Consider the following 22,803-nt stretch of genomic DNA (forward strand, 5'->3'; position numbering starts at 1 on the left):
ATTAATGTTCCGTTTTTATTTTTAACGAGTATGCAAAGTAAGTCTTTATTCGATAAGGCTAAACTTACTAACCCTGCTATATACCTATTAAAACCATACAATGATTTAGAACTACTATATTCCATAGAACTGGCCATCGAATCGTGTTACCAACAAACTAGCAGTATGAGTCTAGTGGATAACACTGCATTGATGAGTCCAGACTTTTTATTCATTAAACGTAAAAAAAGTGTTAAAAAGGTTAATGTAAGTTCTATTAATTATGTGGAGGTTAAAGAAAAATATTGCAGTCTTTCGTGTGATGATGGAGTGTATCTTATAAAATTATCACTCTCTAAATTAAAAGAGATGTTATCCAACCCTAACTTCAAACAAGTACATCGTAATTATCTGGTAAATATAAAGAGCATTAAAGAGTTGTTTTTTGAAGATAACCTGATTATTCTAGAAGACGATAGTAAAATTCCTTTTAGTGAGCGTTATAAAAATGCATTTATTAAAAACAACACCATTTTTCGTTAAAACTTAGCATCTCTTAAATCATAAATTGCACCATTTGGTAGTTTGTCTTCCGTGATAAGGGTTACAATTTTATCTGCAACTTCGTTTGGAGTAAAGAGTTCTTTATTTTTCTTTAAGGAAATGAATCGCTCGACGTCATTAAAATCCTTTTTTGGTGTTTTTCTTATTTGTTTTTGCATAGCTGTATCTACTACTCCGGGGTAAATGGCCATACATTTTAGGTTAGAGTTTTTACCTTCCTGTTCTACTGCTATTGTTTTTGTTAGCATATCCAATGCCGCTTTGGTCGTGCAATATACGCTCCAACCCGAATAGGGTTTTATTGCTGCACCTGAAGAAATATTTACAATATTTTTTTACAACCTAGGTGTGCTGTATATTTAATAAATAGACTCGAAAGAAGAACTGGTGCTACACTATTTAACTGTATTGTTGCTTTAATATCCTGTATTTCTAATGTTTCAATACTGCCAATGATACCTAATCTTCCCGCGTTGTTGAGTAAGGTTAAGGAGGTAGCATTTTCAAAAGACATATTTTTAAAAATTTCTTCCAGATTAACATTTGGGTTACTCAAATCTATTGGAATGTGTATCAAATTTTTCAAAGAAATAGGATTCCTTGATAAAGCATAAACGCAATATTCTTTAGTGATAAAATTTTCTACTAATGCTTTTCCTATACCTCTACTTCCTCCGGTAATTATAACGATATTCATACTGTAAATATACGCAATTACGAGAAACAGTTTATACGATACAAAATGCCTTCGATCGATATTTTAATTATACTTAACTATAGATATCAATATATTCATCTTTTTTCAAAGTGTCTACACTTCTAAACCTTGTATTTTAGTACAAAGTTTTACATAATATTTTTTTGAATTGTTTTTTAGTTTTGGCTCTCTTTAGAGAGCTTTTTTCGTTGTTAAATAGGTTGGTAAAATTCTATTCACTAACACTATTTCTAGTTTAAAAAGGTACCTCAGCGGTAATATGCGTCTCTTTTCCGGTAACAGGGTGCACGAATTGAAGCGACTCTGCATGAAGAAATAGTCTTTCGTTTGCAGAACCATACAAGACATCCCCTAGAATTGGAGTATCTAATCCTAGATAATGAGCAGCATGTACTCTTAATTGATGGGTTCTTCCGGTAATCGGATAAAAATATACTCTTGTGGTTCCATGTTTTCTTTCTATTATTTCCCATGTGGTGACTGCCTTTTTTCCAGAGGAATAACATACCAGCTGTTTTGGGCGGTCTCCTAAGTCTACACGTAAAGGAAGATCAATGGTACCATTATTTTCGCTTAGCGAACCATTGAGTATTGCTACATATCTTTTTTTAATGGTTTTCGCTATAAATTGTTTTTGAAGAGCTTTGTGCGTTTCTTTATTTTTTGCAATTAATAATACTCCGGAAGTAGCCATGTCTAACCGATGTATTAGCTTTAAACTTTTTTCCTTCGGAAATTGTTGTAGTAGTTGACTTTGAACACTAACATCAGTCTCTTTTCCGGGAATTGAAAGGTAATTGATTGGTTTGTTTATCGCTAGAACAAAGCTGTCTTCATACAAAATTTCTAGTGGTTTCGTTTCTGTTATGAGCGGGAATAAAGGATTATTTGCAACGCGAAGCCCTTGAAGCATAAATTCTAAAATAGGTTGACATTTAGTCTTACAAGCAGGGTAAAAGTTTCGATGTTTGCGAATTGCCCCAGATAAAGGAGCTCCCCACCAAAATTCTGCCATTGCAATAGGGTGTAATTTATTTACGAATGCGTATTGAAACAGTTTTGGAGCACAGCAATCTCCGGTTCCTGCTGCAATATGATTGGTGTTGTTTTGGAATAGAGAGAGTAGGTTTTTACGTTGCCCTTTTGCATTTATAAAATAGTATTCCTCAAATATTTTATTTTGGATTGCATTGGATATTTGTTTTCGTTTTTCCGTTAGTTTTTTTAGTATTTCTTGGTACTCGTTATACTTTGATTTAACTGCTGCTAGTTGAGAGTTAAGATATACTTCGTATTCTCTAAGATAAAACTCTTCATTAATGTTTTTCTGATTATCAATTGTGCCATTCTTTCTTCGTTGCCCTCTTCTATATTTTATTTTCTGCGTTTCTTGATGAAGTAATGTGTCGAATTCTAGCCTTTTATGGATAAAAGTATGTTTAATTTCCAAATATTTTCTATCTGATTGTAAGACCTTTAATTGCCTGGTTATGGCTTCTATTTCTGCTTCCTTTTTACGATAAATAGTATCGGGAGCGTGTATATCGTATACAGGAGGAACGAATTTACTGTATATGCTAGATGTAGCTATTTTTCCTGAAAAAGCGGCCAAATAACCTATATTATGATTTTGATCTTTGACTACCAAAACGCCAAACATTTTACCAAATGAAGTACCTTCTTTGTTTTTAAGATCAAAATCGTGTGTAAAGTTATTTTGCTTTTCCAAATAACGCTGTAATTCGGATGCCGCTATTTTTGCAACCTTGTGCGGGGTATACTGGTGAGGATATGCTAACTCTACCGGAAGTTCTACGTTAGAAATATCTGTTGTAAATCGTAATACCTTTGTCATTTTAAAAAAACAACGTCATTATCAGTGGTAACACTGTACAATGACGTTCATTTTATTTACCGTACGTATATTGCTTAACAATTATAGATTTTATCATATAAATCTGCATAAATGTCTTTGATAATTTTACGCTTCATTTTCATGGTTGGCGTCAGTTCTCCACCATCAATTGACCATTCATTTGCGGTAAGTTCGAAGCGTTTAATTTGTTCCCATTTCCCGAATTTAGCATTGCACAAATCTACTTCTTCTTGAATTCTTTTTATAACTATTTCACTACAAACAAGTTCCTTGTTGTCTTCAATGTTTATATCGTGTCGCTTTGCCCATTCTCTAAGAAATTCAAAGTTTGGTTGGATCAAGGCTCCAGGCATTTTTTCACCTTCTCCTACTACCATAACTTGTTCTATAAATCTAGACTGCTTTAACTCTCCTTCTAATAAAGGTGGGACAATATACTTACCGCCAGAGGTTTTAAACATTTCTTTGGTTCTTCCTGTTATTTTTAGGAAGCCGTCTTCCGAAATTTCTCCTTTGTCACCAGTATGAAAGTAACCATCTTTTAGTACCTCTGCTGTCTTTTCTGCATCTTTGTAATAGCCTTGCATAATATTTGGTCCTTTTACCAAAATTTCACCATTTTCAGCTATTTTAACCTCTACACCACCAATTATTTTTCCAACAGTACCAACTCTAAAACCACCATTATTCATATCATTAACGGAAACTACTGGAGATGTTTCCGTTAATCCATATCCTTCCATTACTGGCATTCCAGCAGCAGCAAAAATTTGTGTCAATCTCGGTTGGAGTGCAGCTGAACCAGAAACCATTAACTTCAATTCACCTCCTAAAGCTTCTTGCCACTTCGAAAAGATAAGTTTTCTGGCTACACCAAGTTGCTTTTCATACCACCATCCATTTGCTCCGTATGGCTTGTATTTTAGGCCTAATTCAATTGCCCAGAAGAATAGTTTCTTCTTTATTCCTGATAAATCAGCTCCTTTGGCATAAATTTTATCGTAAATTTTTTCATATAAACGAGGAACCGCTGTCATTACATGAGGTTTAACCTCTTTGGCGTTTTCACTTAATTGTTCAATAGATTCTGCAAAATATATTGATACACCACAATATTGGTATAAATACAAAATCATGCGCTCAAAAATATGACAAACCGGCAAGAAACTTAATCCTTTTTCTTTCCCCTTTACTAAAGGAACTCTAGTTTCACTTGTAATTACATTAGAGACAATATTCCCATGTGATAACATTACACCTTTTGGTCTTCCGGTAGTTCCAGAGGTATAAATTAGGGTAGCTAAAGATTCAGAGGTTACATCGTTTTTGCGATCCTCAACCTCAGATTGGTTACTTTGGTCTTTACCTAATTCTAAAATTTCATTCCAATTTTTTTCACCTTCAATTTCATCAAAAGTATATACTTCCTTTAACTTTGTATCTCCTTTGATTTGGTTTAGTTTCTCTAAAATACCTTGGTCAGAAACAAAACAATACGTCGCTTCCGAGTGATTTAAAACATATTGGTAATCCTCCTTTGAGATAGTTGGATATATAGGTACATTTTGAGCTCCGGTTTGTAAAATTCCAATGTCACAGATGTTCCATTCGGTTCTATTGTTAGTCGATATTACCGCTATTTTATCATTTGGTTGCACTCCAAGTCTAAGCAAACCTCTACTTATGGTATTTGCTTTTTCTACATATTCTTTACTAGAAATAGATTCCCATTTACCATTGTATTTTGTGGTAAAAGCTTTCTCTAAATTGAATTTTTCTAGTTGGTAGTATGGAAAGTCAAAAAGACGTTGGATTTCATGCTGCATAAGTTCGAATATATTTTTGCGCAAAGTATAAAAAATAGTCCTTTCCTACAAATTTGCAAGACTTCATCAATTGCAGATTCGTTGTTTGCACAGGTGTTGAATTCATCTTTTATAAGTCTTGCAGTTACAAGCCAATAGCGATTACACAGCTATAGTTCCTAAAATCAATATTTTACAATATGCTTAAATCAAATATTTACCTGTATTGCAGAAAAAAAACTGTAAAAATTAAATTGAAAAATATTTTGTTAATTAATTCCCAATACATTAAAAATAATGCTGATTTTTTATGGAGAGTTTAAAGCTTCTAATAAAATGGCGCAGCCTTCTTTTATTTCTTCTTCACTAATAGTTAATGGTGGTGTGATTCTAACGGCCTTGTTTTCATACAATAAAAAGAAAAGTAGTAGCCCATTTTTCATAGCTTCAAAAACGACTTTAGCGGCAGTTTCGGGGGTATCCATCAATAAAGCAAGCATTAAACCACGTCCTCTTATCTCTTTTATTTTTGGGTGTTTTTCTAGCAAACTTCGTATTAGTTTTTCTTTTTTTAAGGTGCTTGAAATCAGGTCAGAATTTGTGATTTCTTTCACTGTCGCTAAACCTGCAGCTGCAACTACAGGATGCCCTCCAAATGTTGTAATATGCCCTAATTTTGGATTGTCTTTAAGTGAATCCATGAGGTGTTTTGCACTTAGGAAAGCTCCTATAGGCATCCCACCTCCAAGACCTTTACCAGTAATAATTATATCGGGAATGATGTTGTAATTTTGAAACCCCCAAAAAGTGCCTGTTCTTCCAATGCCAGTTTGGATTTCATCTAGTATCAGTAAAGCACCGACTTCATCGCAACGTTTTTTTATTTTTTTTAAATAGTCATTCTTTGGAGCAATAAAGCCAGCGCCACCCTGAATTGTTTCTAGGATAACCGCTGCTGTTTTTCTCGTGATTTTTTGGATGTGATTCTCGTCGTTAAATGGTATAAACTTTACTCCTGGAACTAGTGGCCTAAAAGCTTGATTTTTCTCCTCGGTACCACAAACGCTCATGGCACCTTGTGTATTTCCATGATAGGCATTTTTGGCCGCTATAATTTCAGATCTTTGTGTATATCTTTTGGCTAATTTTAATGCACCTTCCGTTGCTTCCGTTCCTGAATTTACCAGATATACAGAATAAGAGGAATTAGGAATTGTATTTGCAAGTGCCCGACACAACTCTAACTGTGGTCTTTGAATGAATTCACCGTATACCATTACATGACTATAGGCATCTAACTGTTCTTTGATGGCATTAGAAACCTTTTCGTGATTATGGCCTAAACTGTTCGCGGAAACTCCCGCCACGAAATCGAGGTATTTTTTTTGTTTAGTGTCGTAAATGTAGGAACCTTTCGCATGAGAAATTTCTAATCCAAATGGATGCGGTGAAGTTTGACCTTGGTATTTTAAAAAATCTTCTAACATTACGATCCTATTTATTTTTTGGTGCAAATTTTGATTTTGATAAGATTTTCTTCCTATCTAATTCTTTTTGAAATGCCTTTTCGGCATTTTCTACAACTTCTTTTCTATTTTTATTGGCTACTTTAGTATCGGTAGAATCTTTCTTGAAGATATCCTCCATAACAAGCGGTTGTTCTTCTCCTCTCCATAGAAAACCTTTGAATTTTTGTCCTTCTAGCGGAAATTCTGAAGGTGGATAAGTTTTACCTTCTGATTTTTTAAAGTATTTTGTTTGAATTATTTCGTTACTCTCTAAAGTAAATTCAATGTCACTTGCAATCTCTTTTGTAATAGTTTCCAATTCTTGACTTTTGTCATTTCTGTTAAAATACAACGATTCTGCATTTCCTTTTACCAATACAGTTCGCAATTCATTTTCGGTGAATTTCCCGTATATATTTCTTCCTTTAATCTGGTTAAAATAATCTATAGAGAGCGTATCTTTTTGAATCATAAAGGCATTGTTATAAACAAATAGCGAGTCTAATTTATTAGATTCTTTGTCGGATAATAAATGAATGCTATCTCCCGTGATTTGCTTTTTCTCCGACCATAGTATTGGATTGTCGAACATTCGTGTCAATCCAGTAATTTGACTGGCATGTATAGAATCGCATTTTCCTTGTAGATTAGACTTAAATATTTTTACGTTATTAAAAACTCTTATAATTCGATTTTCCGATTTTCCTGTTACAAGAATTTTATCACCGTGAATATAGGTGGAATCGCCTTCTTGTTCGGAAATAGAAACTGCTTTATCCGTAATAAATAAAGAATCTTTATCTTCAAATAACTCTGCATAATTTCCTTTGGTTACCATGTGCTTCACAGTGTCTATAACCTTAATTCGGTTACTAGCAGAGGCAAATCCTTGTCTTTTATCGTAATATAAACTATCGGCTGCTATGGTTCTGTCTTTTAAAAATAACTTTGCTCGTTTTACAAAATAGGAAACTTCTGTATTGGTATCGTAAAATCCTCTTTCAGAATATACCCTCGAACTGTCTTTGAGATTTGTTATCGTACTAGGACCATATAGATACGCTAATTTGGTATTTGTGTAATAATCTAGATGATCGGAGGCCAGATGGTTTTTAGGATTTACCAACGACACTTTTGTCTTAGCGGTAAAGCGCTTTTCTTTTAGTAAATAGGTTCCTTTTTTACTTTTTAAAGTATTCTTTTTATCTCTGATGGTTGCATAATGTTTGTAAAATAGCACCTGGTTTTGACGATCAAAATCTAAAGTATCGGTACTTAATTTCATCTCTTTATCGATAATTTCTACGTTACCCCAAGACTTAGCTCTCTTTGTATTTCCGTTATAGGATGTAAAATCACTGTATTGAATTATAGTGTCGCCCTGCTCAATTATTACTTCTCCAGCAGCTTTAAAAAGATTCTCCTTTTTATATAGTAAAGCTTGTTTACACTCTAGAGTAGCACCTTCGTGTTCTATCTTAACGTTTCCTATCAAAATAGTAGCTCCTGGGTACTCTTCTTCATTGGTTTCCGAATACTGGCTGGATAGAATTTTAATTTTTTTTGTTTGTGCATATCCATGCAGTATTTGAAAAGCGAAAAGCAAAAAAATTATTTTTTTCAAAATGAATATTTTAAGAAGCAAAAATACGCAAAAGTATAAGCTAATTCTATTAAGAATTATATAAAAAGTAATTCTTTAAAGGAGATTGTGGTAGTTTTTATTTTAATTTTGCAACAAAATTTAAATTTTAAATTATGAGCGCTCATTTTGATTTATCAAAAGATGAAATGAAGTCTTACGGCTATAAAATTGTGGATTTAATAGCAGAGCATTGGGCTACAATTGAAGAACAAAAACCAGTAGTTAAAGCTACACGAGAAGAAATGGATTCTGTATTCCTGCAAGAGGCCCCCGAAAAAGGAATGTCGGCAGATAAAGTACTTGATTTTGTGGTTGAAAACGTTATACCTAATAGTTCTGTAACTGCTCACCCAAAAGCCTTTTCTTTTGTCCCAGGACCTAGTAACTTTATCAGTACTATGGCAGACAGTTTGGCGACTGGTTTCAATATTTTTTCTGGTGGCTGGATGGTTTCTCCTGCCGCTGCTGAATTAGAAATTGTAACGATGAATTGGTTGCTAAAAATGTACGATTTTCCTGTCGCTAAAGGAGGCGGAATATTCACAAGCGGTGGTTCTATGGCAAACTTGACGGCAATCGTAACAGCAAGAAGATTAAAATGTGGGGATGATTTTTCTAAGGCCGTGATTTATCTTTCCGATCAAGCACACTCTTCCAATATCAAGGCAATTCGTGTACTGGGATTTAAAAAGGAACAAATACGAATTCTACCTACAGACATCGAGTTTCGAATTAGTATGAACAAGTTAAAAAACGCCATTGCAAAGGATAGACTAGAAGGCTTGGAGCCTTTTTGTTTTATTGCCTCTGCAGGTACAACAAATACGGGTACCGTAGATCCTTTAGAAGATATAGCAGACATATGCGAAGCAGAAGGATTGTGGATGCATGTAGATGGAGCCTATGGAGGAGCTGCTATTTTATCTGAGAAAGGAGCAAGAGCACTGCGTGGAATTGAGCGTGCAGATTCTTTAACTGTAGATCCACATAAATGGTTTTTTCAACCTTACGAAATAGGTTGCTTACTGGTAAAGGACTCGTCATGGTTAAGTAATACCTTCAGTGAAAAACCAGAGTACCTTCGCGATATTGAGGGGAATGAATCGGAAATAAATTTTTACGATTATGGCATACAACTTACCCGTAGATTACGTGCCTTAAAATTTTATATGTCTATAAAAACCTATGGTTTAGAAACATTTAAAAAAGCGATTACTTATAACATTCAGATAGCAGAGGATGTAGAGCGTATGCTTCGTAAAAGTAGAAACTGGGAAATCATTTCACCTGCTAATTTGGCGATTATAAACTTTAGGTATAATCCTTTACATTTAGATCTCACAGAACCTCAAATCGACGAAGTAAACCAAAAAATATCCGAAAAAATAATGGAGAATGCAGATGCCTTCTTAGTTACCACGTTGCTTAACAAACAAGTAGTATTGCGTATGTGTTTGATAAATCCTAAAACAACCTTTAAAGATGTTGAGGATACATTTTTGCGATGTAATTTGTACGCAGAAGAAATTTTGAATTTAAAATAAATATTGTTCTCAATCAAAAAGAGCTCCAATATTTGGAGCTCTTTTACTATATTTTGTTTCTTTATGCCTTGTAAAATGGGAGTTTCACAACCTTTGCTGGAATTTGTTTTTTACGAATTTGTATAAAAATTTCAGAATCAATTTTAGAATTCGGTTTTGTTACATATCCTAAGCCAATACCTTTACCTAGAGAAGGACTCATCGTTCCTGAGGTAACCTTACCGATAACAGCACCATTATCATCTACAATATCGTAACCTTGTCGGGGAATACCTCGCTCCGTTAATTCAAAACCAACAAGTTTTCTAGTCACACCTTCTTCCTTTTGCTTTAGCAAGGCCTCCGAGTTAACAAAGTCTTTGGTAAATTTGGTTATCCATCCCAAACCAGCTTCTAATGGAGATGTACTATCATCAATATCATTGCCATACAAACAATATCCCATTTCTAAACGAAGTGTATCTCGCGCTGCCAAACCTATTGGTTTAATACCCCAATCTGCACCAGCTTCAAAAACTTTATTCCATACTGCCTCTACATCTTCATTTTTAACGTATATTTCAAAACCTCCTGAACCTGTATAACCTGTCGCTGAGACAATTACATTGGGTAAACCCGCAAAATCGGTAATTTCAAAGGTGTAAAACTTAATAGCAGCAAGATCCACAGAAGTTAAAGACTGCATAGCCTCTGCTGCTTTAGGTCCTTGAATAGCCAATAATGACCAATCTTCAGATCTATTTTCCATGGTAACATCTACATCGTTGTGTTTCGCAATCCAATTCCAGTCTTTTTCGATATTAGAGGCGTTTACTACAAGCATGTATTCATTTTCTTGAATCATGTATATAATTAAATCGTCTACAATACCGCCATCCGCATTGGGCATGCAGCTATATTGCGCCTTGCCTGGTTGTAATTTAGACGCATCGTTAGAGGTTATTTTTTGAAGTAGCGCAAGTGCATTTTCTCCTTTTAAAAAAAACTCTCCCATATGGCTTACATCAAATACACCAACGCCATTTCTGACGGTTTCATGCTCTACATTTACTCCCTCATATTGCACTGGCATTTGATAGCCTGCAAAAGGAACTATTTTAGCTCCTAAAGATTCATGAATGTGTGTTAATGCAGTATTTTTCATTGTTTAAATTGTTTGTTTTATACACTGCTAAATTAGCTAAAATTAGAGAAACAAATTACCTCTATTTGTTTAAAATTTTATTCTTTTCAGTATCTATTTTGAAAACTTCTGACTTATTTTTGTATGGTACACAAGTGTTTGTTTACTAATGGCGTTATAAAATACACGCTAGAAAAAAGTTTAGCGTATAATTTGTATGAAAATTTCAAGAAGTAAAATATCCAATCTAGTATTTGTTGTACTTATTTTTCTAATGCTCTATAGACCTACTAAAGTTTACTTAATACGTTGGCTATCCTTTTCTCCAACTATTACTGCAGAGGAAAAGCAACAAGTACTCAGCGATTACCAATGGCAACTTAAAGACCTGCAGTCTACTTTTGTGCCAATAGATTCCTTTCGAGATAAGCCATTATTTATTAGTTTTTGGGCTACGTGGTGTGCTCCTTGTATTGCTGAATTACCAAGTATTCAAAAACTTTATGACGACTACAAACACGATGTAAACTTCATTTTAATTTCTCAGGAAGATTTTGGAACAATTACTACTTTTTTAAACCAAAATAATTATGATTTACCAACTTATAATAGGGTAGGGAAGCTTCCAGATATTTTTCAAGTATCCTCGATACCAACTTCCTACATTATAGGGTCCGATGGTAAAGTGCATGTAAATAAATCCGGTCCTGCAAATTGGAATAGTAATACGGTAAGGGATTTATTAGATAAATTAATATCAGAAAAATAAATAAGTTTACAGCTAAAACGAAATTAAAATTCCTTTTTTTTTTACTATATTTTAAAGGTGTTTTTATAGAATTGTTTTTTATTTTTATGTAGTTTTGGGAAGCATTTAAAAAAGGAAATTAATTTATTTTATTGACGTTATATTGCCCATCCCCTTGCAAAAGGCTTTTACCTATTCGGTAACTGAAAAAGAAGCACATTTCTTAAAAAGAGGAATGCGAGTAGCGGTATCCTTTGGAAAATCAAAAATATATACAGCCCTCGTATATGCTATCCATCAAAATCCACCAACGTTATATAAAGCCAAGGATATTTATCAAATATTAGACGAAGCTCCAATTGTAAATGAAATTCAATTGGAACATTGGAAATGGTTAGCCGAATATTACATGTGTAGTATTGGAGAAGTTTATAGGGCCGCGTTACCTTCTGCATTTCTATTAGAGAGCGAAACGGTTGTCTATAAAAATGAGGGTTTTAATGCGCTAGAGGAATTGAATGACGATGCGTTTTTGATTTTTGAAGCATTAGAGAATCATTCACAACTGACCATCCATCAAGTCACAGAGATATTAGATAAAAAAACGGTATTACCGGTGATTCATGAATTGCGGGAAAAAAAGGCCATTCATATCAAAGAAGAAATTTATGAAACGTACAAACCCAAATTAGTTAAATACATTCGAATTCGTTCACAATATACTTCGAGCGAAGCGCTCCAAGCACTCTTAGAATCTTTAACAAGAGCGAACAAGCAAAGAGAGGTTGTATTGCATTATTTTCAGTTGATTGCCTCTAAAAAACCTATCAAAGTAAAAGTGCTAGAACAACACTCAGGAGTTTCTAGTGCAGTAATAAAAGCCCTTGTTTCTAAAGATATATTTGAATATTATTACATCCAAACAGATCGTGTTGATCTCTCCGGAGAAGATTATAACCTTCAATCCTTAAATGAATTTCAAAAAGAAGCCTATGATTCGATTAAAAACAACTTTACATCTCACAATGTTTCTTTACTGCACGGTGTAACTGGTTCCGGTAAAACGGAGATATACATGCAGTTACTTAAGGAGGAAATTTCGAAAGGGAAACAAGTACTTTTTCTACTACCAGAAATTGCGTTAACTACCCAAATTATCGCGCGATTAAAAAAATATTTTGGTACTCAAATTTCTGTTTTCCATTCTAAATATTCTATGAATGAAAGGGTAGAAGTATGGAATAATATATTGGAAAACAAAACAAAAGCACAGCTAATTGTGGGTGCGAGATCTTCTATTTTTTTGCCATTTTCTAATCTTGGTTTAATCGTTGTTGATGAAGAGCATGAAGGCTCTTATAAACAGCACGAACCATCTCCTAGATACAATGCACGTGACGCCGCAATTGTTTTAGGACAACAACACAAGGCTAAGGTTCTATTAGGATCAGCAACACCCTCTATTGAAAGCTTTTATAATGCTTCTCAGAAAAAATACGGTTTTACTTCTTTACAAAACCGATTTGGTAAGAGTAAGCTTCCAAAGGTTGAACTAATCGATATTAAAGAAAAGTATCGCAAGAAAAGGATGCAAGGGCATTTTTCAGACCGTTTATTAACAATGATGAAAGAAGCGCTAGAAAATAAAGAACAAATTATTTTATTTCAAAACAGAAGAGGGTATTCACCAGTGGTAGAATGCAAGAGTTGTGGCGTATCTCCACAATGTCCTAATTGTGACGTTAGCTTACCTATCACAAATTTAGAAAGGAATTAAAATGTCACTATTGTAATTACCAACGTGCAATGCCAAATACTTGTGGTGCATGTGGAAGTGCAACACTAGATACCAAAGGTTTTGGTACCGAACAAATAGAAATTGAGTTAAAAACTCTGTTTCCTCAGTACAAAATTGGTAGAATGGATTTGGATACAACGAGAGGTAAATATGGGTATCATAAAATTATAAGTGCATTCGAAGGAAGAGAGATTGATATTTTAGTAGGAACACAAATGCTATCCAAAGGCCTCGATTTTGAAAACGTTTCTTTGGTAGGGATTTTGAATGCAGATACCATGTTGAATTACCCTGATTTTAGAGCGCATGAAAGAGCTTTCCAATTAATGGTACAGGTTTCTGGAAGATCAGGTAGGTCTCAAAAACAAGGCTTTGTTGCAATTCAAACGTTCAATCCATACCATCAAATTTTACAGCAGGTTTCCATTCCAGATTATAACGCGATGTATAAGGAACAACTTCAAGATCGTTGGCAGTTTCATTATCCCCCTTACTATCGCATTATAAAAATTACCTTAAAACACAAAGATGTCGTAAAACTAAACACAGCAATTCAATGGTTATTTACTGCCTTGCAACAAATCTTTAAGCATAATGTATTAGGACCCTCAGAACCATCAGTTTCTCGTGTAAGAAATCAGTACATAAAAAATATAGTGGTTAAAATACCACCAAAGCAATCTCTAATAATTACGAAAAAGGAGCTATTAAAAGTACGGAATACTTTTGAAGCAGTAAAAGATTTTAGAGCCATTCGTTTTATAATCGATGTAGACACATATTAACTCTATTTCGAAGAAAAACAGTAACAATAGCATGTTTTTGGTCTAAAATCCACTTTTTTTTGATAATTTTTAAAAAATATCGTATCTTTGAAGTGTCTTAGAAGACGTTCTAAGACTTTCTTTTTCATAGCAATTTTCCCACTCATTACATGAGTGGGTTTTTTATCCGTACCTTTTCACATCTAACCGATAGATGTGTATTGTTCATAGATAGTTAGGTGCCCTTGAACTAAAATTGGATATACTCACAAGTATTCCTTATTAATTTTATGATAGAAATTTAAAACCGAATAAAATGAAAACGGAAACTGTTAAAATAAAGCTTGTAAATAAGGAAGAGGGCACTATAGCAAATCAATTTGTTTTTGTAAAAATCCCAATAGTTTCTAGTGATACATTATACAACCAAGTATACATGGTTAAAGACTTTGGGTGTGTGTTTCTAAGTTAAAAACCATCCTATATTTTTAGATATAAAAAAGGCTCTATATATATAGAGCCTTTTTTTAAAAGCAAATAACTATTTATTCTACTGTGTAGGTAAAAGTAGTTTCAATATCTGTTGAACCACCTGCATTGGTGATATCTCCATCACTAACTCCTGCAGCATCTTTATTTGGTTCATGTCTTAAGGTAACCGTAAGTGTTCCTGTTCCTGCAGCATTTGTAGTTAATGTAAATGAAAGCCCAAGAGGGTTACCATTAGCATCAAAATCTTCATAGGCAGTTTCAATATCGTTTCCATGTTGGAAAAAGAATTGGTGCTCGTCGTCTTCTTCTTTAACCTCTTCGGAAATTACTTCCGCTGGATTCTCTAAAGTGTTCAGTAATACAATTGATCCTGTGTAGGTGGTGTTGGGCGTAAAATTTCCGATAGTTTCAACTACTGCAGGTAATGGTCCATCACCGTCTGCATCTAAAGTTTGCATAACTACTGTAGATCCATTATCAGCTAGTAACGAAACGGTCATTGAAGTAATAACTTCCTCGTCATTAATTGGTTCTGGGTCGTCTGAACATGAGCTTAATACTAATGTTGCAATAAATAGAAAACTTAATAATTTAATCTGTTTCATAATGTATGGATTTAATGTTTATTTATGTTTATTTTAATAATTAATTTTTAATTGTATTTGTATGCTTCTTCCTAAATCATCCGCATAAAACCGCTGCTGGTTCATGTAGTTGCGATATGCTGTATTAGACAAGTTGCGTATGAAAAGGTTTAATGCCAAACTCGTTTCTGATAAACTAAATTGTACACCGGTATTAAAGTGCAATAAATGGTAGGCCCCAGGAGGGGTGCTAATGTCTACTGTTTCGTATTCTCCTGTGGTTGGAATAAAGGTATCAAAATTGTTATCCGGATAATTATTTTGGCGTGCATTATATTCGTGCTCTATAGCTACATAAAAGTTGTTCCAATTTTCTTTAGCATACTTTATGTTACTAACAGTTTTAAAAGGGGGCACATCGATTAAAGCTCTTTTTTCACTAAGATCACGACCGTTGATATAGGCCATTTTGTTACCAAACGATATATTGCCGTTGAAAGCATAGGTAAGGTTGGTATCTATACCAAATAATTGGGCGTTAATTTGCTTGTATTTCCATACTGGAAATGAACCTCGAATGGTGGTTTCGATTCCGGAGGGTTCTAAATAGATGTAATCACTTACATAATTGTAAAATACCTCTATTGCCGCATCGAATTTACTTTTTTCTAGTAAATAAGAAATACCCACCCTGTTTGCAGTTTCAGGATTCAATCGTAAGTCTCCGATTTCAAATCTGGCAGCAGAATGGTGTAAACCGTCGCTAAATAATTCTGCAGCATTTGGTGCCCTATTCGCTAAACCATAATTAACAATAAATGAATTATTTGTATTGAGCATATAGGTTGTACCTACAGAAGCTGAAATATTGTGAAAGGTAAATATAGGATTTGTTAGAATTTGAGAACCACTTACGTCATCATCAATGACAATATCTGAAAAATCTTCTGCATATCCTTGTGCATCCCAACGGGATTTTAAATAGAATTTTTTAGCGTTCGTATAATCCATATCATAGCGCAATCCAGCTTCAATGATAAAATCATTAAATTTAAAATTACCAACAGCGTAGGCGCCAAAAGTAACTCTATCGTAATCTGGAATTAAACGCCTTACTTTGGTTACAGGATCAGAAAAGTTATTTTGATAACCTGCGCTAAAACCAAATTTATAGGTATTTGTAGTTTTAGCATCCAAAATTACATCTCCCTTTAAGGTATGGGTTTTTAAGGCTAAATCAACGGCTTGTAAATTTTTATTTTCTCCCCTTCGTTTATCAAATTCTAAACGGCGGTTATTTTGGTAGTCGTATTGTAAGGTAACTTTACCAAATCCTTTATATCGCTGAAATGCGTTTGCTTTGAAAAGTTGATGTGTTACTTTTTGTTTAGGATTGTTAATGTCGTAGCTAAAGTCTTCTGCTATAAATGGAATGTCGCTATTAATTGCATTAACCAAATCTACCACATTACCGATGTGTGAAGCACTTAAAATTCCTAATTCGTTGTATAAGTTGCTATAAAATAATTCAAATCCTTTATCGAATCTTTTAAAACCAGTACCAATTGTAAAAGATCTTGAGTTAATACCAGTATTTGTTAAGTTGTAATTGGCTGCATTAAAGTCACCTGCTCTTTTGTACGAAGCTTGACCATCTATATACCACGGTGATTTAAAAACTGCGTGTAAGCTGGATGTGGCTGAGAATAGATTTCCATTGTCTTGTTGTGAGATAATTGTCTTACCGTACAGCGTATCCGATTTGATAGATCTATCCGGATTGATAATAACAACACCTCCAATGGCATCTCCTCCGTATTGTAGGGCATTGGCTCCTTTAATCACTGAAATTGATGTAGCGGCATTGATGTCAATATTTGGCGCATGTTCAATTCCCCATTCTTGGTCATGAAGCCTAACATTATTAAACGAAATAAGTACTCTGCTACTATGCATACCATTTATTACTGGTTTCACTATTGTATTTCCAGTGTTAAGCGAAGAAACACCCGAAATATCTTTTAAGGCATCTCCTAAACTGGCACTGGTATATTTTTCAATTATATCTGTTTTTAGTAAAGTTTCTTGGGCTGTTTGTGTCTTTTTATTCAAATTAGCTTTTACACTGACTTCGTTTAATTCTTCAACGTGGTGCTCTAAATCAATTATTTTATACATGTTTTTCGTAACATCTACTTCTATAATTTTTGTTTCACAAGCAACGTGAGAAATTTCGATACTAACTTTACCAGAACATATATTTTCTATTATAAATTTTCCTTCAACATCAGAGGTGGTAAATTTATTTTGACTATTGATCAAAATAGTAGCACCTACTATTGGAGATTTATCGTGAAAATCTTCTATTTTACCTGAAAATATATGTGTACAGTTTTGGCCTTTTGTGGATGCGATTGAACACAATAAAAACAAAAGTAACTGAACAATATTTTTTGATTTCATTCTAAGATTCTAATTGTAATTATGAATTATAAGGTTCTTATATTACAATTGGTGGAGCTCGTGAAGTTTTGTAGTTTGTGACGAATTTGTTTAGAATACTTTCTGTGTATGCAATTTCTTTTTCAGAAATTAAAATTGTTGGCTCTAAAAAGTTGTGTCTTACCGCAAAGGAATGTGGTTGAAATTGAAAGTTAGGTAAACAACAATCTACCTCTTGCTCGTGAAAGTGTTGCTCTTCCGAATCCTCCATACAAACCGAATGCGAGTGATTTTCAAACGCATGCAATGTTTGAATGGTAGCGGGGATAAAAAGCACCAACAAAAAAAGTAAAGTGATATGTTTTTTAAAATTCAACACAACCACAAATGTAAAAAAAATTATAGGAAAGTTCTCTATATAAAAATTTAAAAAAAGAATTTATTTTTTATTCCCACGCATTTTCATGTTGAGCATTTCTACCACAAGTGAAAATGCAATCGCAAAATAAAGATAACCCTTTGGAATCGTTCCAATGGTCTCTCCAAATAAACTTGCATGCGATAAATGCGCCGCTTCAGCAATCAACATAAAACCAATTAAAATTAGGAAAGATAATCCTAACATTTGTATGGTAGGGTGTTTATTGACAAATTTTCCAACCGGATTTGCGAATAACATCATGATAATCATCGATAGTATTACGGATACTACCATAATGATCATTGCTCCCTCAACACCATTTGTCATACCTACAGCGGTTAATATGGAGTCAAAAGAAAAAACAATATTTATTAGTGTTATTTGCAAGACTGCCTGACTTATCGTATGCTTTTTCTTCCCTTTTTCGTCATTTTCATGCTCTTCTATACCTTCTACTTTATGGTGTATCTCTTTGGTGCTTTTATATAATAAAAACAAGCCCCCTAAAAATAAGATGAGGCTCTGCCCAGTAAAACCGGCCTTAAACCAGGAAAGATTTATCTCGAAAAAAGGAGCATTCATGGCAATTAATAAGGAAATTCCAAAAAGCAGTAGAATTCTTAATAGCATTGCTAAAAATAAACCAATATTGGTAGCTTTCTTTTGTTCGCTTTCCGGTAGCTTATTTGCTGCAATAGATATAAATATAATGTTGTCTATACCTAAAACGATTTCTAAAAACGTTAACGTTATCAATGCCCCCCAAGTGTCGGCTTGTAAAAATATTTCCATGGTTTATTTTACTTTGTAAACAATTCCTTTGTTTTTAAAATTGGAATAACCAATTTTTGCAGTAAATTCATACGAACTATCTGTTACTTTGGTTATCTGTACAAAAATAGGATCTTTATCCAATTCTGTTTTTGGATTTTTCATTCGCAAGGAATATGCAAAATTATTTTTCCATTTAATATACAACGTGTCTATTTGTTGTACTTCTTTTTCTACTAATACAGAATCCATTGTTGCACTAACTTTTTTAGAATACGATTCAATCTGAAGGCTATCTATTCTTTGGATGTAGGTTTTACCGAAAGATTCTCCTGCTGGAATTTCGAATTGTCCTGTTTTAAAACGGTCCGGATTTCCTTTTACTTCTGGTTCGCATGAAACAAAAGCTAAGCAAAGGAGTAAAACGATGGTGCATGAATTTCTAAACATAATAGTAGGGTTAAATTCCGGTGTAATTGGATGGCGTTATTGTCTTTAGTTCTTCTTTAATCGCAGAAGACACTTCCAGCGTGTCGATAAAATTACTTATTGCGTCTTGGTTGATTTTAGTATTGGTTCTCGTTAAACCCTTTAAGGCTTCATATGGGTTCGGATATGCTTCCCTACGCAATATAGTTTGAATTGCTTCTGCAACAACAGCCCAGTTATTTTCAAGGTCTTGAGCAAATTGTTCTTCATTTAATAATAACTTGTTTAAACCTTTTAAGGTAGCAGCAAATGCAATTAAAGTGTGTCCGAAAGGTACTCCAATATTTCGCAATACCGTACTGTCTGTTAAATCACGCTGTAAGCGAGATACAGGTAATTTCGAAGATAAGTGTTCAAATATAGCGTTAGCTAAGCCTAAATTACCCTCCGAGTTTTCAAAATCAATAGGATTAACTTTATGTGGCATTGCAGAGGAACCAACTTCTCCCTTTTTTATTTTCTGCTTAAAGTAATCATTCGATACATACGTCCAGATATCTCTATCCAAATCAATTAAAATCGTGTTAATTCGCTTCATACCATCAAACAAAGCAGCCATATGGTCGTAATGTTCAATTTGTGTCGTTGGAAATGAGTGGTGAAGTCCTAAAATATTTTCAACAAAATTAGTTCCGAAATTTTTCCAGTCGATATCTGGATAAGCTACTTTGTGCGCATTAAAATTCCCAGTTGCACCTCCAAATTTTGCAGCATGCGGTGTGTGCTGTATATGAATAACTTGATTGTTTATTCGTTCCACAAAAACAAAAAATTCTTTTCCCAGACGGGTAGGGGATGCGGGTTGCCCGTGTGTTCTCGCAAGCATTGGAATAGTTTCCCATTCTTCTGATAAATCGGCTAATTTACATACCAAAGTATCTAAAGTTGGGTAGTAAACCTCTTCCATTGCATCTTTAATGGAAAGCGGTATGGCAGTGTTGTTAATATCTTGGGATGTTAATCCAAAATGAATAAATTCTTTGAACTCTTGTAAATCGAGACTGTCAAATTTCTCTTTAATAAAATATTCTACTGCTTTTACATCGTGATTAGTAACTTTTTCGATGTCTTTGATTTTTTGCGCATCTTCTGCAGTGAAATTTTTATAAATTAATCGAAGCGCATCAAATAAAGAATTGTCGAAAGACGATAGTTGTGGTAAAGGTATTTCGCAAAGCGCAATGAAATACTCGATTTCAATTTTTACTCTATACTTTATTAAAGCTTCCTCTGAAAAATAATTAGTTAAATTTTTTACTTTATTACGATATCTTCCGTCGATAGGAGAGATGGCGTTTAGTGACGTCAAGTTCATGTTTTTGGGTTGTGTTCAGCAGCAAAAGTAAAAATTCTATGGTAGATATGCATCACCATCAAAAGGATTTTTTTAAAAGATAATTGGTTTATTTCATTTTCTATTAAAGCCATAGCTTTGTTGAATATATCTAATGCTGTTTTCCTAGTAACTTCATCCTATCGCAATAAAATTAGTGTTTTATATGTTACGTATGTATTATGTTGAAAATTTTTAGAGCACTGTAAGAGTAAATAAAATTATTACCAGAATACAGGTTTTTTATTAGGAGTTATTTTTATCTTCACATATCTAAATTTTATTTGTGCAAACATCCATATACATTCTAATATTTTTCGCCCTACTTGGTAGTATAGCTCTTGCTTATTTCCAATATTACTTTAAAAAAACTACCAAACTAAAAATACTTCCACTTTTATTTGTGTTGAAAGCCTGTAGTCTTTTCTTGTTGTTTTTACTATTAATAAACCCAGCAATTCCTGCCCATACCAAGCTAAACACAAAGCCTAAGCTGGCAGTATTGGTAGACAATTCAGCATCTTTAACCTATTTTAAAGAGGAGTCTAATGTCTTGTCTAAACTCAATCTTATTGAAAGTAATACTGCTTTAAAGCAAAAATTTGATATCGCTACTTACACTTTCGGTGAGGATTTAAATATATTGGATACCTTAACATTTTCCGAAGATAAAACAGATATTTATAAAGCATTGCAAAATGTTACTACCTTGTACAAAAATCAAAATTTAGCAACGGTATTAATCACCGATGGAAACCAAACCTCTGGGAATGATTACGAATTTTTTCTTCAGAAAATAAAATTTTTCCTGTTGTAACAGGAGATACGACAGTATACTCGGATATAAAAATTAGCACCTTAAATGTTAATAAGTACAGCTATCTCAAAAATAAGTTTCCGGTAGAGGTATTTCTGTTTTACGAGGGCGATAAAAATATCGTCAAAACTTTATCAGTTACGCACAAAGGAAAGAGGATTTACTCCAAGGAAATTTCCTTTTCCCCCAAGAATCCCTATCAAAATATTACTTTTTATTGTACATCAGAGGAGAAAGGTATGCAATATTACAAGGCTTCAATTCAGTCATTGTCTAACGAGAAGAATACCAAAAACAATAGTAAAAACTTTTCTGTAGACGTTATAGATGAACAAACAAAAGTATTACTTTTTAGTTCGGTGATGCATCCTGATTTAGGGGCTATTAAAAGAGCTATAGAAACCAACAAACAAAGAAAAGTTACTATAAAACTAAGCAGTGACAGATCCTTACAATTGGAAAATTACCAATTTTATATTTTCTATCAGCCTACTGCCTTATTTCGTGAGACCATGGAAAAAGTTGCTTCAAACTATTTAATTGTAACTGGAACCAAAACAGATTGGAACTTTATAAATTCTCTGCCCACAGGAGTAACTAAAAACTTCATCCGTAAAACGGAGAATTATACCGCGCTTTACAATCCGGAATTTGTTACTTTTTTTCAAACGGATATTGGGTTTAATAAATTTCCACCTTTACAAGATAAATTTGGTAAAATTACCACAAATAAAACGTTTCAAACGTTACTTTATCAATCTGTTGGCGGAATTGAAACAGCGCAACCATTACTTGGTGCGGTAGGAGAAAATGATCAAAAAATCATGTTTCTATTTGGAGAGGGTATTTGGAGATGGCGTGCGGCTTCGTATGAAAATAAGCAATCTTTTGAAGCTTTTGATACCTTTATGGGATCCCTTACACAGTACCTTTCCTCTAATAAAAAAAGAAACCGATTAGAGGTTAAGGTTGGAAATATTTATGCTGCAAATACCTCTATTGATTTCACTGCACTTTACCTCGATGAAAACTATCTTTTTGATCCTCGAGCTTCGTTGCAATTAAAATTGCAAAATAGCAGTACTAAAGAAAGAAAACTGCTGCCGTTTTCTTTGGTGGAAAACTCGTACCAAGTTACATTGGAAGGCTTTTTCCCGGAGAATATAATTATGAAGTTCAAGTAGAGGGGCAATCTGTATCCAAATATGGGAAGTTAAAAGTTACCCCATTTAAAATTGAAGAGCAATTCACCAATGCCAACCGACAAAAATTAGAGAAGTTAGCACAAAATTCCGGAGGCGCTCTCTTTTATAAAGATCAAACCAAAGACTTAATCAAACAGTTGGCAGACGATAAAAGCTATTTTACCACCCAAAAAATCA

The 22,803-nt window shown here is 33.7% G+C and carries 19 protein-coding genes and 1 pseudogene; 7 read left to right on the plus strand and 13 right to left on the minus strand.

What is annotated here, in order from left to right; genetic code table 11:
• Positions 1–30 precede the first annotated feature (30 nt).
• Positions 31–522: a LytTR family DNA-binding domain-containing protein gene (locus tag BSU00_RS02985; RefSeq protein ID WP_105003055.1), complete on the plus strand. Its 492-nt coding sequence runs from the start codon at positions 31–33 to the stop codon at positions 520–522.
• Here the strand turns inward: BSU00_RS02985 and BSU00_RS13655 are convergent.
• The 6 genes from BSU00_RS13655 to BSU00_RS03015 form a co-directional block, all read right to left on the minus strand.
• Positions 519–872: an SDR family NAD(P)-dependent oxidoreductase gene (locus BSU00_RS13655; RefSeq protein ID WP_105003056.1), complete on the minus strand. Its 354-nt coding sequence runs from the start codon at positions 870–872 to the stop codon at positions 519–521. The two genes, BSU00_RS02985 and BSU00_RS13655, sit on opposite strands and share 4 nt — an antisense overlap.
• Complete coding sequence (locus BSU00_RS13660; RefSeq protein WP_105003057.1) at positions 866–1,240, minus strand: SDR family NAD(P)-dependent oxidoreductase; 375 nt, start codon at positions 1,238–1,240, stop codon at positions 866–868. Before BSU00_RS13660 ends, BSU00_RS13655 begins: the two co-directional genes overlap by 7 nt.
• Before the next feature lie 256 nt (positions 1,241–1,496).
• Positions 1,497–3,116 carry an RluA family pseudouridine synthase gene (locus BSU00_RS03000; RefSeq protein ID WP_105003058.1) on the minus strand — a complete coding sequence of 540 codons (1,620 nt, stop codon included), beginning with the start codon at positions 3,114–3,116 and terminating at the stop codon, positions 1,497–1,499.
• Between the two features lie 74 nt (positions 3,117–3,190).
• Positions 3,191–4,963, minus strand: a complete 1,773-nt coding sequence (locus BSU00_RS03005; RefSeq protein WP_105003059.1) for a long-chain fatty acid--CoA ligase — start codon at positions 4,961–4,963, stop codon at positions 3,191–3,193.
• 287 nt (positions 4,964–5,250) lie between these two features.
• Positions 5,251–6,429 carry an aspartate aminotransferase family protein gene (locus BSU00_RS03010; protein WP_105003060.1) on the minus strand — a complete coding sequence of 393 codons (1,179 nt, stop codon included), beginning with the start codon at positions 6,427–6,429 and terminating at the stop codon, positions 5,251–5,253.
• A 7-nt stretch (positions 6,430–6,436) separates the two neighbouring features.
• On the minus strand, positions 6,437–8,074 hold the full coding sequence (locus BSU00_RS03015) for an OstA-like protein (protein ID WP_105003061.1): 1,638 nt from the start codon (positions 8,072–8,074) through the stop codon (positions 6,437–6,439).
• A gap of 134 nt (positions 8,075–8,208) precedes the next feature.
• Here BSU00_RS03015 and BSU00_RS03020 point away from each other — a divergent pair, with 134 nt between their 5' ends.
• A complete protein-coding gene (locus BSU00_RS03020; RefSeq protein WP_105003062.1) occupies positions 8,209–9,639 on the plus strand; it encodes an aspartate aminotransferase family protein in 1,431 nt (476 codons plus the stop codon).
• A gap of 61 nt (positions 9,640–9,700) precedes the next feature.
• Here the strand turns inward: BSU00_RS03020 and gcvT are convergent, their stop codons facing one another.
• Complete coding sequence (gene gcvT / locus BSU00_RS03025) at positions 9,701–10,783, minus strand: glycine cleavage system aminomethyltransferase GcvT (RefSeq protein WP_105003063.1); 1,083 nt, start codon at positions 10,781–10,783, stop codon at positions 9,701–9,703.
• Between the two features lie 196 nt (positions 10,784–10,979).
• Here gcvT and BSU00_RS03030 point away from each other — a divergent pair, with 196 nt between their 5' ends.
• The 3 genes and pseudogenes from BSU00_RS03030 to BSU00_RS12870 all read left to right on the plus strand — a co-directional run bounded on the left by BSU00_RS03030 (position 10,980) and on the right by BSU00_RS12870 (position 14,544).
• Complete coding sequence (locus tag BSU00_RS03030) at positions 10,980–11,531, plus strand: TlpA disulfide reductase family protein (RefSeq protein WP_105003064.1); 552 nt, start codon at positions 10,980–10,982, stop codon at positions 11,529–11,531.
• Positions 11,532–11,673: 142 nt separating this feature from the next.
• A pseudogene (priA, locus tag BSU00_RS03035) lies at positions 11,674–14,093 on the plus strand (primosomal protein N').
• A 295-nt stretch (positions 14,094–14,388) separates the two neighbouring features.
• A complete protein-coding gene (locus tag BSU00_RS12870) occupies positions 14,389–14,544 on the plus strand; it encodes a hypothetical protein (RefSeq protein WP_158254386.1) in 156 nt (51 codons plus the stop codon).
• A 73-nt stretch (positions 14,545–14,617) separates the two neighbouring features.
• On the opposite strand, the gene BSU00_RS03040 is transcribed toward BSU00_RS12870, so the two are convergent.
• The 6 genes from BSU00_RS03040 to purB form a co-directional block, all read right to left on the minus strand.
• On the minus strand, positions 14,618–15,169 hold the full coding sequence (locus BSU00_RS03040) for a type 1 periplasmic binding fold superfamily protein (RefSeq protein ID WP_105003065.1): 552 nt from the start codon (positions 15,167–15,169) through the stop codon (positions 14,618–14,620).
• A 33-nt stretch (positions 15,170–15,202) separates the two neighbouring features.
• Positions 15,203–17,611 (minus strand): TonB-dependent receptor domain-containing protein, encoded by a 2,409-nt coding sequence (locus BSU00_RS03045; protein ID WP_105003066.1) that lies wholly within the window; start codon positions 17,609–17,611, stop codon positions 15,203–15,205.
• 37 nt (positions 17,612–17,648) lie between these two features.
• Positions 17,649–17,966 carry a hypothetical protein gene (locus BSU00_RS03050; RefSeq protein ID WP_105003067.1) on the minus strand — a complete coding sequence of 106 codons (318 nt, stop codon included), beginning with the start codon at positions 17,964–17,966 and terminating at the stop codon, positions 17,649–17,651.
• 63 nt (positions 17,967–18,029) lie between these two features.
• Positions 18,030–18,803: a TerC family protein gene (locus tag BSU00_RS03055; protein ID WP_105003068.1), complete on the minus strand. Its 774-nt coding sequence runs from the start codon at positions 18,801–18,803 to the stop codon at positions 18,030–18,032.
• Between the two features lie 3 nt (positions 18,804–18,806).
• Positions 18,807–19,232 (minus strand): hypothetical protein, encoded by a 426-nt coding sequence (locus BSU00_RS03060; RefSeq protein ID WP_105003069.1) that lies wholly within the window; start codon positions 19,230–19,232, stop codon positions 18,807–18,809.
• Between the two features lie 10 nt (positions 19,233–19,242).
• On the minus strand, positions 19,243–20,586 hold the full coding sequence (gene purB / locus BSU00_RS03065) for an adenylosuccinate lyase (protein WP_105003070.1): 1,344 nt from the start codon (positions 20,584–20,586) through the stop codon (positions 19,243–19,245).
• 304 nt (positions 20,587–20,890) lie between these two features.
• Between purB and BSU00_RS03070 the strand changes: the two genes are divergently transcribed.
• Entirely contained in the window at positions 20,891–21,421 is a 531-nt protein-coding gene (locus BSU00_RS03070) for a hypothetical protein (RefSeq protein ID WP_146104780.1), read from the plus strand.
• Positions 21,422–21,660: 239 nt separating this feature from the next.
• On the plus strand, positions 21,661–22,605 hold the full coding sequence (locus BSU00_RS03075; protein ID WP_105003072.1) for a hypothetical protein: 945 nt from the start codon (positions 21,661–21,663) through the stop codon (positions 22,603–22,605).
• Positions 22,606–22,803: the final 198 nt, after the last annotated feature.

Source organism: Tenacibaculum sp. SG-28 (assembly GCF_002954385.1).
GTDB lineage: Bacteria > Bacteroidota > Bacteroidia > Flavobacteriales > Flavobacteriaceae > Polaribacter.

What these genes read in the sequence shown, in the direction of transcription:
- BSU00_RS02985 (WP_105003055.1), top strand. Translation starts at nt 31, where the DNA reads ATGCAAAGTAAGTCTTTATTCGATAAGGCTAAACTTACTAACCCTGCT.
- BSU00_RS13660 (WP_105003057.1), bottom strand. Translation starts at nt 1,240, where the DNA reads ATGAATATCGTTATAATTACCGGAGGAAGTAGAGGTATAGGAAAAGCA.
- BSU00_RS03000 (WP_105003058.1), bottom strand. Translation starts at nt 3,116, where the DNA reads ATGACAAAGGTATTACGATTTACAACAGATATTTCTAACGTAGAACTT.
- BSU00_RS03005 (WP_105003059.1), bottom strand. Translation starts at nt 4,963, where the DNA reads ATGCAGCATGAAATCCAACGTCTTTTTGACTTTCCATACTACCAACTA.
- BSU00_RS03010 (WP_105003060.1), bottom strand. Translation starts at nt 6,429, where the DNA reads ATGTTAGAAGATTTTTTAAAATACCAAGGTCAAACTTCACCGCATCCA.
- BSU00_RS03020 (WP_105003062.1), top strand. Translation starts at nt 8,209, where the DNA reads ATGAGCGCTCATTTTGATTTATCAAAAGATGAAATGAAGTCTTACGGC.
- gcvT (WP_105003063.1), bottom strand. Translation starts at nt 10,783, where the DNA reads ATGAAAAATACTGCATTAACACACATTCATGAATCTTTAGGAGCTAAA.
- BSU00_RS03030 (WP_105003064.1), top strand. Translation starts at nt 10,980, where the DNA reads ATGAAAATTTCAAGAAGTAAAATATCCAATCTAGTATTTGTTGTACTT.
- BSU00_RS12870 (WP_158254386.1), top strand. Translation starts at nt 14,389, where the DNA reads ATGAAAACGGAAACTGTTAAAATAAAGCTTGTAAATAAGGAAGAGGGC.
- BSU00_RS03040 (WP_105003065.1), bottom strand. Translation starts at nt 15,169, where the DNA reads ATGAAACAGATTAAATTATTAAGTTTTCTATTTATTGCAACATTAGTA.
- BSU00_RS03045 (WP_105003066.1), bottom strand. Translation starts at nt 17,611, where the DNA reads ATGAAATCAAAAAATATTGTTCAGTTACTTTTGTTTTTATTGTGTTCA.
- BSU00_RS03055 (WP_105003068.1), bottom strand. Translation starts at nt 18,803, where the DNA reads ATGGAAATATTTTTACAAGCCGACACTTGGGGGGCATTGATAACGTTA.
- BSU00_RS03060 (WP_105003069.1), bottom strand. Translation starts at nt 19,232, where the DNA reads ATGTTTAGAAATTCATGCACCATCGTTTTACTCCTTTGCTTAGCTTTT.
- purB (WP_105003070.1), bottom strand. Translation starts at nt 20,586, where the DNA reads ATGAACTTGACGTCACTAAACGCCATCTCTCCTATCGACGGAAGATAT.
- BSU00_RS03075 (WP_105003072.1), top strand. Translation starts at nt 21,661, where the DNA reads ATGCAATATTACAAGGCTTCAATTCAGTCATTGTCTAACGAGAAGAAT.